Source organism: Tissierella pigra (assembly GCF_018917845.1).
Taxonomy (GTDB): domain Bacteria; phylum Bacillota; class Clostridia; order Tissierellales; family Tissierellaceae; genus Tissierella; species Tissierella pigra.
Genome location: NZ_JAHLPJ010000001.1, coordinates 130,664 through 147,573, shown reverse-complemented (window position 1 = coordinate 147,573; position 16,910 = coordinate 130,664). Strand labels below are relative to the sequence as shown.

Below are 16,910 nucleotides of genomic sequence, written 5' to 3'. Positions count from 1 at the left end.
ACGACAGGAATTTATTATACTTGCCCCATTTATATTATTTTTAATTATTAAGTTGTTCCTTTAATTCTTCCACCTCAGATTTAGAAAGACCTGTTGCTTTTACTACTAATTCTATTTCTAATCCTTCTTTTAATAAGTTTTTAGCTACTTTTTCTATTCCTTTTTCTATTCCTTTTTCTATTCCCTTTTCTATTCCTTCTTGTAGTCCTTTTTCCATTCCTAATAACTCTCTTCTTTCTAATATACTCATAGTAACAGCCCCCTTTCCATCTAATTTCCTTATTTCCTCTTTTATATCTTCCTCTGTAGCATCACTATTGGTTAATTCTATATATTTTAAATATATTTCCCCATAATATACTATTGTCTCCAAGGACTCTTCTTTTTGTACTTCTTCTAATGCTAATAGAAAGTTTTTCAAAACCACTTCCAAATCCTCTTCAAAGGAATATTTAAAGGCTTTTAGCATCATTGCTGTTAATCTAGTTAGTTTCTGAAAATCATTTTCCTCATATTCTCCTATATTGAAAAAATCATATTTGAATACTGGTACTCTTTCTTTAAAGTATTCTGGTAACTGATAAAAATCTGGTATCATATCTCTTATATCTGTCCTAATATTCCATTTTTCTTTTCCATGATAAATAAGCATTGGAATTATAATTGGCAGTTCTTCTTTGTTTTCTTTTTGTATTATTGTCATCCACGATTCTAAAATATATTTATTTAATTGAAACATTGCCAATTTATCTTTATAGGATTTATGCTCTATTAGAAAAGATATATAGGCATCTTTATTGTTTATTTTTACCCTATAAATTAAATCTGAAAAATTTTCTTGTAACTCTTTATTTATAAATGTATCCTTTTGAAGTTCTAAACTCTCCATATCTATTATATCTAAAGCTTCTTTAGGTATATTATTTTCTATAAAATCTTTTGCTATTCTTTTCTGACTAAATACTTCCTTAAATGTGGCATCATGCTTATTTGCTATTTCACTTTTCATCCTATCACCAACTTTTTTAGTCTTCCTAATTTTATTATATCATTTATATAATTGTTCTTCCATATATTCTATTTGTTAAAAGACACTACTTTTGAAAACATAAAAACTTTTTATTATAATTTCTTGGAATCTGAGATTCAAGCTCTAAAGTTATGATTTAATTTTATTAAGTGTATAATACAAAAGAACTATTATTGTAGTTCCATAAAGAATTACTAATTGTTGAATTAGATTTCCAATAGGTATTGTAAAAACAAAAGATATAAAATAGCTAATACAAGTAAACACTATACAAAATATGAGATTTAGAAGAAAATGTTTAATTCCATTTACTTTATTTTTTTGTACAAAAAGGACGACTAAATATCCTAAGCATATTAGTATCATAAAAATCACCAGAACATTATTCATCTTCCATAAGTTAGAAATATATTGATAATGCTCCTTTTGTATTTGTCCATTTAAAGAATATTTTTCAATATATTGAAATCTAGAAGTTTCTATAAATAAATATATTAAATTAATTAAAGTTAAAAATAAAAAATAATATCTTAAACCTTTATACCTTTTAAAATTAAAAACAGAATCTTTCATGTTAGTAACCCCCTCCCATAAATAGTACTGTTAATATACTTAAAGTTTTTCTTTTTTACTCCCTTTCATATTTTATACTTTCAACAAAAATAGTTTATTAAAAAGCTTCTCATATGTATATAGTAACACAGTTCACTTTTATTTACGCATAAACCATGACAGCCTATATAATCCGTCACTTTCTAAGGCTATTACTCTTATAAAAATAGTCGGTAACAATTGTTACCAACTATTTTTATTTTTCAGATTTGCCACTTCATCTTCTAATATAGATATTCTCCTATTTAATTTATAAATCACTGGAATATATCCTAGTATAATAACTATCCACGGCCACATTATAATCCTACTACAATTTAAATTTAAGCTTTATATAGTATATCATCTTTTAGTTCTTTTGCTTTTTCTTCTCCTAATAAGTATTCTATTATCTCTATGGCAAAGTCTACTGCCAATGCTGGTCCTCTTGCTGTTATGATATTGCAGTCCCTAAGAACATTTTCTTCAACATATATTCCACTTTTTAATTCATCTTCAAACCCTGGATATGATGTTACATTTTTACCATTTATAACTCCTGCTCTTTCAAGAACTATAGGGCCTGCACATATGGCTGCTACTAGACCACCATATTTATCTATTTCCTTTACTATATCAATTACTTTATGATTATCCCTAAGATTTGTAGCTCCTGGTAACCCTCCTGGAATAATTACCCCATCATAGGAATCTATATCGCTAATATTGTCTATATTGTTGTCTGCAATAACTACAATATCATGAGCTCCTTTTACCCTATTATCTTGTGTAATGCCTATGGTTTCAACAAGAATATCTTTTCTTCTAAGATAATCTACTACTGTTAAAGCCTCCACCTCTTCAAATCCTTCTGCTAAAAATAAGATAACTTTCTTCATATAACCCCTCCTATTTTTCCTTATATTTATCTATACCCAAAATCTCCAAAAATCCTTACAAATAATCTTTTGGATAATTTATACATAGGAAGAATTTAATTTATATGTATAATACTAAATAAGATACTGATAAAATTTATAAGGAGTGAACAAAATGATTTTATATGTTGCTATATTAGAAACTACTGATTCAAAAAAAGATGATGAAATATTAGATGTACATAAAGCTTATCTTCAAAAGCTTATAGATGAAGGGAAGATATTTGCTAAAGGGCCTTTTACAGACCATAGTGGGGGACTTGTGATTTATAAAGCTGATTCCTATGAAGAAGCCAAAAGAATGGCTGAAAATGATCCTGCTATATTGGAGAAGTCTCGAAAATTAACATTAAAGGAATGGCGTAGCAATATAGAATAGCTTCCTGTAAAACACTAAGATTCTTAGTGTTTTATTTATTTTATAGTAATTCCACTAGAATATATATTGACTATGTATGGGTATTATAATATATAATATTAGTTAGCCAGATAGGTAAGGAGAAGATAATTCTATGAATAAGTTTAAAAGGGTACTTCTAAAGATTTTATCTATTCCCCACTTTAACCTTAAAAAGCATTATAAATTATATAGAAGATTTTTAAATATATTTAAACAAGCACCTGAACCAATATATAAAACATTGGATCATAAAATTATAATGGAAAATAGAGAGATTCCCCTTAGAGTTTTTATTCCTAAATCAAATCCTTTACAAAAAGTTCTTATCTTTTTCCATGGTGGAGGTTGGGTTACGGGAAATATTGATTATTATACTAATGTATGTACAAATTTAGCCAATATGACTAATCATATAGTTGTTTCAGTAGACTATCGATTAGCACCTGAAAATCCTTTTCCTGCTGGATTAGAGGATTGTTATTATGTTGCTCGAGAAATCTTTAAAAACCCTGAAATACTAAATTGTAAAAAAGAGGATATAGTCTTAATAGGAGATAGTGCTGGGGGAAACTTGGCTGCTGTCGTTTCTCTTATGGCTAGAGATAAAGGTGAGTTTCTGCCTACTAAACAAATACTAATCTATCCTGCTACAAATTATGACCATAGTATAAATTCTCCTTATGCTTCAGTAATAGAAAATGGAGAGAACTATATAATGACCTCAAGACGAATACAGGACTATATGTACTTATATGTTGAAAATGAAGAAGATAGGTTAAATCCCTATGTGGCACCGATACTATCTAAAGACCTTTCTAACCAGCCAAAAACTTTAATTATAACAGCTGAATTTGACCCTCTCCGTGATGAAGGTGAAGCTTATGGCATGAAATTAAGGGATTTTGGCAATGATGTCAAAATACATAGAATGAAAAATATGATACATGGATTTTTCTCTAATCCTTTAAGCTTAGATAGTATAGATGAATTCTATGAAATTATAAATATATTTTTAAAAGACTAAACATTGAAATGGTGGTTAATATGAAACAACAAAAAGAAGAAAAATGGACTAGACTTGATAATGCCTCTAAGTTTTTCCCAGCAGTTGCAAATAATAAGGATACAAAAGTATTTAGATTTTCCTGTGAGTTGTACGAAGATGTAGAGCCAAAGGTTTTACAAAAATCTCTAGATTTAACTATGGAAAGTTTTCCATTCTATAGGTCCATATTAAGAAGGGGACTCTTCTGGTACTATTTTGAATCCAGTGACCTAGAACCTATTATTGAACTAGAAAATAAACCTTTATGCGCTCCTATTTACATAAGAAATGAAAGAAATCTTTTATTTCGTGTCTTTTATTACAATAAAAGGATTAACTTGGAAGTATTCCACTCTCTTACTGATGGTGCTGGTGCTATTTGGTTTATGGAAACCCTTATATATCATTATATGACCATAAGATATAAAGATAAATTTAAGGATAAAGGTCTAAAACTAAACTATAAAGCTTCCATAAGTGAGAAATCAGATGATAGCTTTAAGAAAAACTACAATAAAAGAGATATTTTTATACACGGTAGAAACAAAGGGGTTTCTGCCTATCAAATCAAAGGAAGTAGAATTAAAGAAAATAGAATGAAATTAATCGAAGGTGCTATGTCTGTAAAATCAGTTTTGGATATAGCTCATGAATATAATACTACTTTAACAGTATTCTTGACTTCTTTACTTATATATTCTATTTATAAAGAGATGCCACTTAATAAAAAGCACAAACCCATAGTACTGTCTGTTCCCATTAATTTAAGACCTTACTTTAAGTCAACAACAGCAAGAAACTTTTTTAGTACTATGAGCATTAGCCATGGCGTTCACAATCAAGATTTAAATTTAGATGAAATAATTCAAAATGTAAACAATAGTTTTAAGGAAAATCTAACTAAAGAAGCCTTGGATAAAAAATTAAATCATTTTATGTCCTTAGAAAAAAGCATTTTTACAAGAATAGTCCCTTTAACTATTAAAGACTATGTTATACATGCAGCAACTAAACTAGATGATAAAAAAATAACTTCATCTATTTCAAATATTGGAAAGATTATTATGCCAGAGGAGTTTAGTGATTATATAAAACAATTTAGTATTTGCGTAAGTGCAAGAAGACCCTTAATTACTTTATGTACTTATGATGATAGATTAGTTATAAGTTTTACTTCACCTTTTGAAGAAACCGATATACAAAGAACATTTTTTCAATTTCTTTCTGAAAAAGGAATAGAAATTGAAATCACATCAAATCTTTAGAAAGAAGTGAATATATGAATTACTGTAGCCATTGTGAAGTTAAAATACGAGGAGAACAAGAAAAGTGCCCATTATGCGGAAATATGTTATCAGATAATCATCATAATCACCATGAAAAGATTTTTCCAAATGTTCTCCCATATTACGAAAAACATTTAGCCATTAGAATTTTACTATTTATTTCAATAGCAACTGTGGTAGTTAGCTTTTCCATTAATATTATATTTCCTTCAAATATAAACTGGCCATTATTGTTAGTATTTGCTCTAGTTAGTATATGGCTTGGAGTTATTGCCCTTATTCAAAGAAGGTATCATATAGCGAAAAAAATCGTTCGGCAAGTTTGTATTATATCTTTATTGGCAATTTTTTGGGATTGGCGAATAGGATGGAAAGGTTGGTCATTAGATTATGTAATACCTATTACTTGTGTTACTGCTATGATAACTATGTATATAATAGCTCAAGTTATGAAACTTAGTACAAAGGAGTATATTACTTATACATTAATTGATGGGTTATTTGGTATTATTCCAATTTTATTTTTTATATTTGGTTGGATAAATGTAATCTACCCAACTATTATCTGTGTAACCCTAAGTATTATATCTGTATCTGCAATATTTATATTTAGAGGAAAGGATATTAAAGTTGAATTAGATAAGAGAATGCACATATAAAAGCTTCTACAAGATTTGTAGAAGCTTTATATTATTATTTTATTTCTCCCTGCATTTTTGGCCTCATATAGTCTATTATCCGCTATTTTTATTAGTTCATCTGTATTGATATTATCTAAATCTATTTCACTAGATTCTACAATTCCAGAACTAAATGTAATATTTATACTTATACCCTCATAGATAAAAGGTTTATTTCCAATTATATTTAATATCCTTTCCATTAGTATATAAGCATTTTCTTTATCTGTATCTGGTAATAATAGGATAAACTCTTCTCCTCCATACCTACCAAATATGTCATAAGACCTTATATTTTGATTTATAATATTTACAAACTTAGTTAATATATAGTCTCCTGCTTGATGCCCATAGGAATCATTGATTTCTTTAAAAAGGTCAATATCTAACATAACTAGAGAAAAAGAATTTTTAACTCTTTTATAATTGTCTATGAGTTGGCTAAATCTATCCATTAAATACCATCTATTATATGAGTTGGTCAATGGATCTCTTATAACAATTTCTTTTAGTCTAGCTTCTAAAAGTTTTCTTTCTGTTATATCATGTTTTACAGCTAAATAGTAGGTAAGTATTCCTTCTTTATTATATATGGGAGTAATTCTAGAATCCTCATAATATAAGCTTCCATCTTTTCTCCTATTTATTAACTCACCATTCCAGACTCCACCATTGGATATGGTATACCACATTTGTTCATATATCTCTGAAGGGGTAATCTCAGATTTTAAAATCCTTGGAGTTTTTCCTATGGCCTCTTGCCTAGAATAGCCTGTGACTTTTTCAAATACTGGATTCACATATATAATATCACCTTCTATATTTGTAATAAGTATTACAACAGAAGATTGATCTATTGCTGTAGATAATATATTTCTTTCGTTTTCAATATCAAAATCTATTTTTTCTTTATCTTTATTTTCCATATCTATCACCTTTACACTAGTTAGCTTAGATTCTATCTTATTTTTTATCTATTGTAAAGATATTAAATTCATTCCAAATAATGTATAAAAAAGAGCCTCTTTTTAAGAAGCTCTTGGAAATGTTGGATTAATAGGTGTAAAGTCAGGGTCTCTGCTAATATATTCATAAATATATTTTTCTACTGAAATACCCATATTTCTTAAGCCTTCGTTACCAAACATTACATTGTATTCTAATATATATAGTCTATTATCTACTACTACAACATCAAATCCTGCATGATTTATATTTAATTCTTTTGCTACATTTTCTACTAATTCAATAGCTTCCTTAGGTACATTATCATAATCATAAGTTGCACCTTTTGCTATATTGTTATGAAACTGTCCTTCTCCTGCAATTCTCCAATAAGCTCCAATTACTTTATCTCCTACATATACAATTCTAATATCCCTATCTATAGGAAGTTTTTCTTGAATATATATAGACTCATTGGTTTCTATATAAGATTTAAGTTCTTCTCTATTTTCTACTAAAAAAACTCCTCTGCCCATGGAGCTTTTGATTTCCTTCGCAACTAAGGGGTAGCCAAACTCCTCTTCTATAGTTTCTATATTTATACGATCCTTGCTTGTTATTTGAGTATAAGGTATGTTTTTAGGAAATATAGCTTGTAATACCCTAGTAGTCTCAACTTTATTATGCCCTAGTTGATAAGTGCTAATATTTGGAAATATCTTTTTCTTTAACCCATATACCAATGTATTTACCTGCCAATATTCAGGAAATAAAATATAATCTGCTTCTTTAATCTTGTCCATTTCCATTAGCATATTTTCTGGCTTAATATAGGTAACATTAGGCATTCCTAATGTCCTAAAAGGATTAAATGTAACTATTCTCATCATACCATCCTTTCTAATTTGTGACAAAAATATTTTACTCTTAAAAAGGACTTTTAGCAATATATTTTTTACTGGAAAAAGATATTTTTGAAGAAAACTTTTTATGTATTCACAGAAATACTAAAAATACTAAGAGAACATTTGCAGGACACGATTTAATTCTTAGTGAATGTAAACTCAAAAGCCGTTAAGCAGTTTGCACTGTTTGAGCGTAGCGAGTTTGCAAACTGTAGGATTTTTAATTTACATAAACTTTAGAATTATTCGTTTCCGAAACTGTGAACGTGGATTTTTATTATTTTTTTATTCACTGTCAATAGTAACAAATACTTTTTTATGTATTAAAAATCTTCTGCATAGTAGGAGCTTCTAACAAGAGGTGATGATGCTACCCTCTTAAATCCCATAGATAAAGCTATCTCTTTATATTCGTCAAATTGTTCAGGTGTAATATACTCTACTACTTCTATATGTGACGAAGTAGGTTGCAGATATTGTCCTAGTGTTAACATATCACACTCTACTTCTCGAAGTCTCTTAAATACATCTATTACCTGTTCTTTAGTCTCACCTAGTCCCAACATCATACCAGATTTTGTCCTCATATTGGGCTTTACTTTCTTTACATAACTAAGTAGTTCTAATGATCTTTCAAATATTGCCATTGGCCTAACTTCATCATATAATTCTGGTACAGTTTCTACATTATGATTTAATACATTTGGTTCTGAATCTATAATAATATCTATTAACTCCTTATCCCCCTGCATATCTGGTATAAGCAGTTCAATAGTTACATTTGGTGTTCTCTTTCTTATTTCTTTAACAACATTTGCAAATTGATTTGCTCCTTGGTCTGGTAAATCATCTCTAGTGACAGATGTAATAACAGTATGTTTTAAATTAAGTTTTTCTATAGCCTTAGCTACATTTTCTGGTTCTTTTAAATTTACCTTATCTGGCATTTCCCTAGTTACATTACAAAAAGTACAATTTCTAGTACAATTTCTGCCTAGTATCATAAAAGTAGCTGTTCCTCTTGCAAAGCACTCCATTCTATTGGGACAATTGGCTTCATCACATACTGTATTTAAAGAAAGGTCCGATAATAAAGAATTAACTTTGTTAGATACGACTCCTCCTTGCATTTTTACTCTAATCCACTCTGGTTTTCTTAATCGCATTGGCTTACCTCCATATCTAATTCTATATCCAGTAATCCTTCAATAAATTCCTTTGCTGATAATCCATGAATATAGTCATTTATATTTATTGTATTTAATACAGCTTCTAAATCATTTATATTATGTTTTACCCCAATCAGTTTTTCTTCCAACTCTTTGATATTTTTTTCTCCGAAAAAATCCCCATAAATAGAGATATTCTCTATTTGACCACTTTCCACCTCTAAATGATACTCAACCACTCCACTTGGATATTTTCTAGAATTTGTATATCTATAGTTAGGACTCTTTCCATAGTTCCAATCCCAAGTTTCAAATCTATTTTTAACTATTTTATCTATTTCTTTTAAATCTTTTTCATTAAATTCATATATGGTTTCTATTCCATGGGTTTTTATTACATAGTTTTTTAAGTACTCTCTAAATTCCAGTAAATCCATTTTTTCGTCTATATGTTCAATAATATTAGTTACTCTAGCTCCCACGGATTTCACCGATTTATCTACAAACTTTATAGGCTTACTTTTAAGTGCCAAAGATAATTTTGACATATCGCAATTATATAGTAGCGTTCCATGGTGAAGCAGTTTGTCCTTCTGAGAGTATTGTGCATTTCCAGAAAACTTCTTCCCACCTATTACTATATCATTTCTTCCTGTAAATTCTGCATTTGCCCCTAAAGACTTTAAGGCATTGATTACTGGTAATGCAAATTTTTCAAATCCATTTTTTACTTTAGTCTCTAGGGAATTTCTATAAGTAATAAATGTAAAATTCATATTTCCCAAATCATTATAAACAGTTCCACCACCTGATAATCTTCTAACTACTGTAATATGATTTTCCTCAACATAATCTAAATTTATTTCAGATATGGTATTCTGATTTCTACCAATAAGTATAGAAGGTTTATTTATCCATAACATAAAAATCTCTTCATCAAAGTTATTCATTAGATATTCTTCCGCAGCATGGTTAAAGAATGGATCATTGCTATTATTTATTACATAAATCATTAGAGTCCTCCTATTCATATGAACTATTCTAGTATAATTATATACAATAGTTCTACTACTTTCAATATTTCCATATTAAAGTATATTTCTTCAATCTAATTATAATTTAAAAAACACACTTAAAAAGTTAAGAATAAATTTAACTTTTTGAGTGTATTTTTAAGTAAATCAAATTTCAGTATTTCTATTCTTCAGTAGCAATTACAATTTTCTTTATGGGTTTTCCTAACTCCTTCTCTAACATTTCAATGATTTCCACATTAGGTATTCCTATAATTCCAATTGACGCTGCGTCTTTTCTTCCATACTTCTTTAACATATAAGCACTCCTTATAATATTATCTAGACAGTATTATAAAATTTATAAATGCAATAATCCATAAATGTAATGGATAGAAAACATAGAAAAAATATTTGCCGAATTTATTATTCAATCCTCTTTCTCCATTATATAATGCTATAAAAGGAAAAACAAAGAAATAGTATATTTCACTTCTTAGAAGTATTGCTATAATTTCCACAGCTATATACCCTAAAAATCTTTCCCCTTTCTTATTGTGTAAAAAATATGTAATTAACATAAATGGTAATAATACAACACCCCATTCTGACCAGAAACCTATAATAAAGCATATTGCTGACATCATTAAAAATAAAGACCGTACAATACCTTTGCTATCTTTACTCCATATGATGAATGAAATACATAATACTCCAGCTACAATAGTGGGACATATAAAGGTTCTAATTTTTAGATATATATAATTGGATTCAACTATTGTTGAGCTGAAATTTATAAGTAAGTATGTTAAAAGCTTATTACCTGCTAATACCAAAATCGTCCACATAACTAATCGCAAACAATATCTTTTTAAATTCCTAGTATATATAATTCCCTCAATAGCTAAATATGCAAACATAGGAGCTACACATCTTGAAATAATTAAAAAAACATGTGCTAAGTCATCGGAAACAAAATTATATCCAAATTCCAAATGATTCAACACCATCAAAAAAGCCATAATAAGCTTAATCTGAAATCCATTTAATCCCCTACGTTGAGTCATTACCTCCATAAAATAGCACATCCTTTCTCAACTAATTATAATATATCCTAGCAAATAACATAATTTGAAAGAAATTACTTTTCTTCTGTTATCCTATCATATTTATTGCCAATTAGGAAATGTAAATTATTAAGCTGAAGTTTTTCCCTAAATAATGTTGTAGATTTCTTAATTGCAAAAGGTTATTATACCAAGAAAGAAAATAGAGCTACTCTCAATTAAACATTTTTTTGCAATGACACTGCAAGAATTAACTATTATAGATTATAAAAACGTTTTATATTAAATTAACTTCCTTTGAACTATTCATTTTTATATATACAATAGATACTAAAATAGAGGTTATAGATGCTACTGGTCCAGTTAAACCTAATCCTATTAAACCTTTTTGAAGTACTATGGTCATCAAAAATGCTACTGGTATTCTAACTGCTATAGATGATACTATCCCATTTATCATGGTAAAATTAGTTCTTCCACTTCCATTTAAATATCCATTTAAATTAAATTTAATGGCAACTAAGATAAAATCTATACTAAATGTTTTTAAATATTTACCTCCTGCATTTACTACATCTGCATCAGCTTTAAATATTCCCATTATAGATTGAGGGTGTGCTTGAGCCCATACGAAAAAAAATAAGGAGCATATAAAAGATATTAATATACTTATCTTTAAGGCTTTCATAGCCCTTTCTGGTTTATTAGCCCCTATGTTTTGAGCAGTTAGTGCTGCTAAGGCATAGGATATGGACATAGGTGGAAGCATTGAAAATACTTCAAATTTAGCCACTACACCTACTGCTGCTGACTCTGCTAGCCCCATACTATTGGCAATACCAGCTATAACCAAGAAAGAAGCCCAAAGCAATACTTCTTGTAAAGATAAAGGTGCTCCAACTTTTAGTAGCATTGACATCTTGTCCTTTTTTATTTTAAAGTTTCCCAATTTAAATTCAAATATAAAGTTTCTTTTGGCTAAATATATTATTGCCAAAACCATACTAATCCCTTGTGATAATATAGTAGCTAGGGCAGCTCCTGCTGCTCTCATATCAAATACTCCCACTAAAATTAAATCTAAAACTATATTAGTTACACAAGCTATGGCAATAAAATATACTGGTCTTTTAGAATCTCCTAACCCTCGCAGAATAGAGCTTATGGCATTATATCCAAATATAAATATAACTCCAGAAGAACATATCATTACATATTTAACAGTATCTGCATAAGCCTCTGGTGGTGTTTTCAAAATATTAAGTAAAGGTTTTGTCAGTATAAACATCAAAACAGTTATAAACAATGATACAATTGCACCTGAGGATAGTAAACTTCCTATGGTTTCAGATACATCATTATTTCTCTTTGCTCCATAATACTGTCCAACTAAAATAGTCCCTGCCATAGTGAGTCCAATTATTAATCCATTTACAATTTGCATAACTTGTGTACCAATGGCTACAGATGATAGTCCAGCAGTATCTGTAAATAGACCTACAATTAATAAATCTGCTGTTCCATATAAAGCCTGTAGAATATTTGCTATTATAAAGGGAATCGAAAAACTTATAAGCGATTTATAAATACTCCCTTCAGTTAAACTTTGTTCAAGTTGTTTCAATTGATTCTCCTCCTTCTAATACCTTTTCAATTTATTATATGGATTTTCTCAATTATATCTTATATCTATAATTATATTATGATAAACTAGTTACAATCCATAAGTATATTGTCATAAACTAAAACTATATTAGCGAGGTCTTTAATATGTATTTAAATACTTTCAATGTTAATAGTAATTTACAATCAAAAATGGAATATGGCACTCTTGAATTTCCCTTAGAAGTCTTTTATGACGATTTATATAAATATGATATGAATTTTATTCGTTGGCATTGGCATAAGGAAATTCAGTTTGCCATTGTACAAAAAGGCGTTGTTGAATTTTTCTTCTTAGATGAATCCTTTCAGCTATCGGAAGGAAATGGTTTATTTATTAATTCAAATAGTCTTCATCAAATGAAGCCGATTACTCCAGACTGTGTAGTAGTCAATATAGTATTTAATCACACATTAATAGGTGGACACAATTTATCCCTTATAGATAGGAAATATATATATCCTATTGTAAATAATAGTAGTCTTGATTTTCTACTTTTAGATAATACCATTAAGTGGAATAAGGATATAATTATAAAATTATTTGAGATTTATGATTTCCATAAGAATCGTGATTTCGGATATGAACTTTCCATAAAAAATAATCTATGTAGTTTATGGCTAATTTTAGCTTATAATTTAGTTCCAAATTTAAATTTATCATCTAAGCTTCATAAACATGAAGAAGAAAGAATCAAAATTATCCTTGAATATATTCATAATAACTTTTCAAATAATATTAGTCTCAAAGATATATCTGATTCTGTTCATATTAGTAAATCAGAATGTTGTCGATGTTTTAAAAAATATTTGAAAATGTCACCTTTTGAGTATCTTATGCAATATAGAATAGTAGAAGCCTTGAGCCTTATACAAAATACCACTAAATCCATAACCGAAATTATGTGTTTAGTGGGATTTAATGATGCAAGTTATTTTACAAAGATATTTAAACGATTTACTAATTGTACTCCTACTGAATATCGAAAACAATTTAATTAAAAGCCCTATCTATTTTTCAATAGAGATTATAATTTTCTTTTTAAATAATCCTTTACCAATTAACAAAATACTCCTTCCCTCTTTCTCAACTAATTATAATCTATCTTAGTAAATATCATAGTCTGAAATAAATTATTAGTCTCTCATACTAAATCATCCCAAGTATTAATTCATACAATAAGTATTTTTCACCAATATCAATATTTATGTATTCTAAAAATATATCATCATAAAAACCTCCTGATGAAATAACTCCTATTCCAAGACCTTCACATATCAAGCATATATTCTGTGCAAGATGTCCTGCCTCAATATTTAAAAATCTATATGCTCTATCTTGATATTTCATTCCTTTTATACTCATATCTCCTACTATATATATATTAAATGAAGATCCATAACAAAAATGTTCATTTGCAGTAATAAAATTATATTCTTCTTTAGAAAAATTATCTTTTATTATATATAAGCTATTGTCTAGATTATTATATAAGTATATTCCAGCTTCCAGTTCCTCTACATTTAAAACTGTTACAAATAAGTACATAGAGTCAATTGCACCAGAACTTGCATAAGGTGTTAAGTTTGCTTTTGGATAGAACATAAATTCATCTAATCGTCCTGTAACAAAGCTGGAGTAAAATAAAACTTTTGTAAAGTCCATTAAACTTATAGGTTGTTTTGAAAACTCTCTTTTTGTTCTTCTCACTTGTATTGAATTTATTTGATCTGATGATAGAATAAAAAACGGAGAACATAAATATGATATATCCTTGAATCTGGTATAATAATTATAACAGATAAGGAGAGGTTATTTATGGGAACAAAAAAACATTACACTAAAGAATTTAAACAAGATGCAGTTAATTATTATTATTCATCTGGGAAATCAATCAAAGCAGTAGCAGAAGATCTAAAAATTAGTGCTACAGGTCTTAATAACTGGATTCAAAACTCCAAAATGAATGATGGAGTAGTAAATCATAGAGGCTCTGGTAATTACTCATCAGACGCAGAAAAAGAAATTGCAAAACTAAAAAAAGAACTTAGAGACAAAGAGGATGCACTTGAAATACTAAAAAAGGCCATAGGCATACTGAACAAAGATTAACTGAAGGAATATATATAAAGAAGTAAAAAACCTATCTAAAGAACGCCGAATTTCAGTTAACAGTGTGCTTAAAATACTAGGCGTTTCATCTTCTGGATATTATGATTATTTAAAAAGAGAAGATTCAAATCAGAAGATTAGAAAACAACAAGTTAAGCAAGAAATTACAGAGATTTACAATGAATCCAAGCAAATATATGGTGCCCCTAAAATCACATCCATACTTCAAAGCAGGGGTCATGTTATTGCTGAAAAAACAGTAGGAAACTACATGCGTGAACTCGGAATCAAAGCAATTTGGGTAAGTCCGTATAAAAGAACGACAATAGATCCAGATTTTGATAGTAAGCTTAGAAATATTCTAGATAGAAATTTTTCACCTAATGCACCAAATACGGTATGGGTAACAGATATTACCTATATATGGACAGTAAGCGGATTTGTCTATCTAACAACAGTTATAGATCTATTCTCACGAAAAGTAATAGGTTGGCACCTTTCAGATACTCTATCAACAGAAGGAGTGCTAAAAGCCATCAATAAAGCAAAATCATGCAGGAAAATAGATGCTCCTATAATTATTCATAGTGATAGGGGTGTACAATATGTGTCAAAGGCATATATTGAGGTAACACCAGCAGGGAAATTCATACGAAGCTATTCACAAAAGGGAACCCCTTGGGATAATGCTGTCATTGAGTCATTTCATGCTCTAATAAAGAGAGAATGGCTAAACAGATTCGTCATAAGGCATATTAGTCATGCTCATGAACTCATTTTTGAATATATTGAAACATTCTATAATACTAAGAGAATTCACAGCCATTGTGATATGTCTTCGCCTTATGATTTTGAGGATAAACATGTTGGTTAATCGATTCAAGAATATATTAAGTTTTTATTGTCCGTTTTCTTGACAGAAGACCATTCACCAGTTTTCTTATTAATTTTTTCTTTATATAGTAGTACCATTTTTGTATTTCCATTTGTAAAATCTTTTTGTGTTTTAAGAAAAAAAGATCTACAAAACATCTTTTCTTTTAATTCATAATTTCCATCTATAAAAATATAAATAGATCCTCCACTATCTATATTCTCCAAAATAAATTTACATTCTACACTTGTCCAATTACTTTGACTTCTATTAAATTTAAATACTAAATTATTACTATCCATTATTTCTTCTATTTTAACAAAAGGGGTTATCCGCTCTATGTTTGTAACTTCATATTTACTACTTTTAGAAATAAAGCTTTCTGTTATTTGATTTTCTATTATTAAATCAAATACTTTTTCTTTATTCTCTGAGGGATAGTTAATATCATTTAACTTCTGTAATCCTACAAGATGAAAAAAATTTTCTTTTTTAAATTCTATAATTAACTCTGTTGTAATTCCTTTTCTTCCAACAACTATTTTATACTCTATATCTAACAAATTTTTAAAAGATAATGCTGCACTCTTTAGACTCAATTTATTCACCCCATAACATAGAAATGGCACTACGGATAATCCATAGTGCCATTAAATGTTTTCTTTCAGATATTTAAATCCTATCCAAGTTGTGGTTTTCATTTAAACCCCTCGGAAGCTCCACAGGACACTGCGACTTGGAACAACATCCTGTTTCTACGCTTAATAGACACACTCTGTTGCCTATTCTCTATTAGTATATACAAAAGTTAACTTTTGTATATCAATATTCTTTACTACAATTTAATAATATATCAATTTTGGCTAAAAGTCAAATTTTTAGGGTTATCACCTGCACTTAAAACCCTTATACCCTCTGGAATATATACTTCTTCTATAATCTCAGGATTATATTTATCCTCAGACTTTGCAAATGGGTTTTCTGTTTTTATTCTAACAGATACAACAGGGTCTCTGTTCATTGTTGCTGGAAACCAAACCCTTGTTTAGTCACCATTATAAAAAACCTTCACTCATTGTAAGTCAGAGTCACATGTGTAATCAAAGTCTGAATCAGGGTTTTGTTCCTATACCTTAGGTGGATAATTATGGGATTGGGTACTAGTTTATTTATCTGAATTATTGCTTGAAAG

At 28.6% G+C, this 16,910-nt stretch carries 20 protein-coding genes; 7 read left to right on the top strand and 13 right to left on the bottom strand.

Features of this window, described 5'->3' with window-relative positions; translation table 11 throughout:
• Nucleotides 1-40: 40 nt before the first annotated feature.
• The 3 genes from KQI41_RS00690 to KQI41_RS00680 all read right to left on the bottom strand — a co-directional run bounded on the left by KQI41_RS00690 (nt 41) and on the right by KQI41_RS00680 (nt 2,520).
• Nucleotides 41-1,009 (bottom strand): Rpn family recombination-promoting nuclease/putative transposase, encoded by a 969-nt coding sequence (locus KQI41_RS00690; protein ID WP_154439563.1) that lies wholly within the window; start codon nt 1,007-1,009, stop codon nt 41-43.
• A gap of 150 nt (nt 1,010-1,159) precedes the next feature.
• Entirely contained in the window at nt 1,160-1,603 is a 444-nt protein-coding gene (locus tag KQI41_RS00685) for a hypothetical protein (RefSeq protein ID WP_216584590.1), read from the bottom strand.
• Nucleotides 1,604-1,965: 362 nt separating this feature from the next.
• Nucleotides 1,966-2,520: a DJ-1 family glyoxalase III gene (locus tag KQI41_RS00680; protein WP_216584589.1), complete on the bottom strand. Its 555-nt coding sequence runs from the start codon at nt 2,518-2,520 to the stop codon at nt 1,966-1,968.
• 154 nt (nt 2,521-2,674) lie between these two features.
• Between KQI41_RS00680 and KQI41_RS00675 the strand changes: the two genes are divergently transcribed.
• The 4 genes from KQI41_RS00675 (at nt 2,675) to KQI41_RS00660 (ending at nt 5,949) form a co-directional block, all read left to right on the top strand.
• Nucleotides 2,675-2,938 carry a YciI family protein gene (locus KQI41_RS00675; RefSeq protein WP_154439569.1) on the top strand — a complete coding sequence of 88 codons (264 nt, stop codon included), beginning with the start codon at nt 2,675-2,677 and terminating at the stop codon, nt 2,936-2,938.
• A gap of 133 nt (nt 2,939-3,071) precedes the next feature.
• Complete coding sequence (locus tag KQI41_RS00670; RefSeq protein WP_154439570.1) at nt 3,072-3,983, top strand: alpha/beta hydrolase; 912 nt, start codon at nt 3,072-3,074, stop codon at nt 3,981-3,983.
• Between the two features lie 20 nt (nt 3,984-4,003).
• Complete coding sequence (locus KQI41_RS00665; RefSeq protein WP_154439571.1) at nt 4,004-5,269, top strand: hypothetical protein; 1,266 nt, start codon at nt 4,004-4,006, stop codon at nt 5,267-5,269.
• A 14-nt stretch (nt 5,270-5,283) separates the two neighbouring features.
• Nucleotides 5,284-5,949, top strand: coding sequence for a DUF6320 domain-containing protein (locus KQI41_RS00660; RefSeq protein ID WP_154439572.1), 666 nt, complete (start codon nt 5,284-5,286; stop codon nt 5,947-5,949).
• A gap of 26 nt (nt 5,950-5,975) precedes the next feature.
• Here the strand turns inward: KQI41_RS00660 and KQI41_RS00655 are convergent, their stop codons facing one another.
• The 7 genes from KQI41_RS00655 to KQI41_RS00630 all read right to left on the bottom strand — a co-directional run bounded on the left by KQI41_RS00655 (nt 5,976) and on the right by KQI41_RS00630 (nt 12,693).
• The gene (locus tag KQI41_RS00655) at nt 5,976-6,896 is read right to left on the bottom strand and encodes a GGDEF domain-containing protein (protein ID WP_154439573.1); all 921 of its coding nucleotides are present in this window, start codon (nt 6,894-6,896) and stop codon (nt 5,976-5,978) included.
• A gap of 102 nt (nt 6,897-6,998) precedes the next feature.
• Nucleotides 6,999-7,829 carry an ATP-grasp domain-containing protein gene (locus KQI41_RS00650; protein WP_216584588.1) on the bottom strand — a complete coding sequence of 277 codons (831 nt, stop codon included), beginning with the start codon at nt 7,827-7,829 and terminating at the stop codon, nt 6,999-7,001.
• 314 nt (nt 7,830-8,143) lie between these two features.
• Complete coding sequence (gene lipA, locus KQI41_RS00645) at nt 8,144-8,986, bottom strand: lipoyl synthase (protein ID WP_216584587.1); 843 nt, start codon at nt 8,984-8,986, stop codon at nt 8,144-8,146.
• A complete protein-coding gene (lplA, locus tag KQI41_RS00640) occupies nt 8,977-10,002 on the bottom strand; it encodes a lipoate--protein ligase (RefSeq protein WP_216584586.1) in 1,026 nt (341 codons plus the stop codon). The genes lipA and lplA overlap by 10 nt, the downstream gene beginning before the upstream one ends.
• A 184-nt stretch (nt 10,003-10,186) precedes the next feature.
• Nucleotides 10,187-10,321 (bottom strand): hypothetical protein, encoded by a 135-nt coding sequence (locus KQI41_RS19020; protein WP_268233511.1) that lies wholly within the window; start codon nt 10,319-10,321, stop codon nt 10,187-10,189.
• A gap of 19 nt (nt 10,322-10,340) precedes the next feature.
• Entirely contained in the window at nt 10,341-11,069 is a 729-nt protein-coding gene (locus KQI41_RS00635; RefSeq protein WP_216584585.1) for a TraX family protein, read from the bottom strand.
• A 277-nt stretch (nt 11,070-11,346) separates the two neighbouring features.
• A complete protein-coding gene (locus tag KQI41_RS00630) occupies nt 11,347-12,693 on the bottom strand; it encodes an MATE family efflux transporter (protein ID WP_154439578.1) in 1,347 nt (448 codons plus the stop codon).
• Between the two features lie 146 nt (nt 12,694-12,839).
• On the opposite strand from KQI41_RS00630, the gene KQI41_RS00625 reads away from it, so the two are divergent.
• Nucleotides 12,840-13,733, top strand: coding sequence for a helix-turn-helix transcriptional regulator (locus tag KQI41_RS00625; RefSeq protein ID WP_154439579.1), 894 nt, complete (start codon nt 12,840-12,842; stop codon nt 13,731-13,733).
• 148 nt (nt 13,734-13,881) lie between these two features.
• Here the strand turns inward: KQI41_RS00625 and KQI41_RS00620 are convergent, their stop codons facing one another.
• Nucleotides 13,882-14,442 carry a SagB/ThcOx family dehydrogenase gene (locus tag KQI41_RS00620; protein ID WP_154439580.1) on the bottom strand — a complete coding sequence of 187 codons (561 nt, stop codon included), beginning with the start codon at nt 14,440-14,442 and terminating at the stop codon, nt 13,882-13,884.
• A 108-nt stretch (nt 14,443-14,550) separates the two neighbouring features.
• Between KQI41_RS00620 and KQI41_RS00615 the strand changes: the two genes are divergently transcribed.
• Together KQI41_RS00615 and KQI41_RS00610 are read left to right on the top strand one after the other, a co-directional pair.
• Nucleotides 14,551-14,844: a transposase gene (locus tag KQI41_RS00615; RefSeq protein WP_154439581.1), complete on the top strand. Its 294-nt coding sequence runs from the start codon at nt 14,551-14,553 to the stop codon at nt 14,842-14,844.
• Between the two features lie 10 nt (nt 14,845-14,854).
• Entirely contained in the window at nt 14,855-15,718 is an 864-nt protein-coding gene (locus KQI41_RS00610) for an IS3 family transposase (protein ID WP_342366204.1), read from the top strand.
• Nucleotides 15,719-15,723: 5 nt separating this feature from the next.
• Here KQI41_RS00610 and KQI41_RS00605 read toward each other — a convergent pair whose 3' ends face one another.
• Together KQI41_RS00605 and KQI41_RS00600 are read right to left on the bottom strand one after the other, a co-directional pair.
• Entirely contained in the window at nt 15,724-16,317 is a 594-nt protein-coding gene (locus tag KQI41_RS00605) for a PBECR4 domain-containing protein (RefSeq protein ID WP_154439582.1), read from the bottom strand.
• Nucleotides 16,318-16,571: 254 nt separating this feature from the next.
• Nucleotides 16,572-16,739, bottom strand: a complete 168-nt coding sequence (locus tag KQI41_RS00600) for a hypothetical protein (RefSeq protein ID WP_154439583.1) — start codon at nt 16,737-16,739, stop codon at nt 16,572-16,574.
• Nucleotides 16,740-16,910 lie beyond the last annotated feature (171 nt).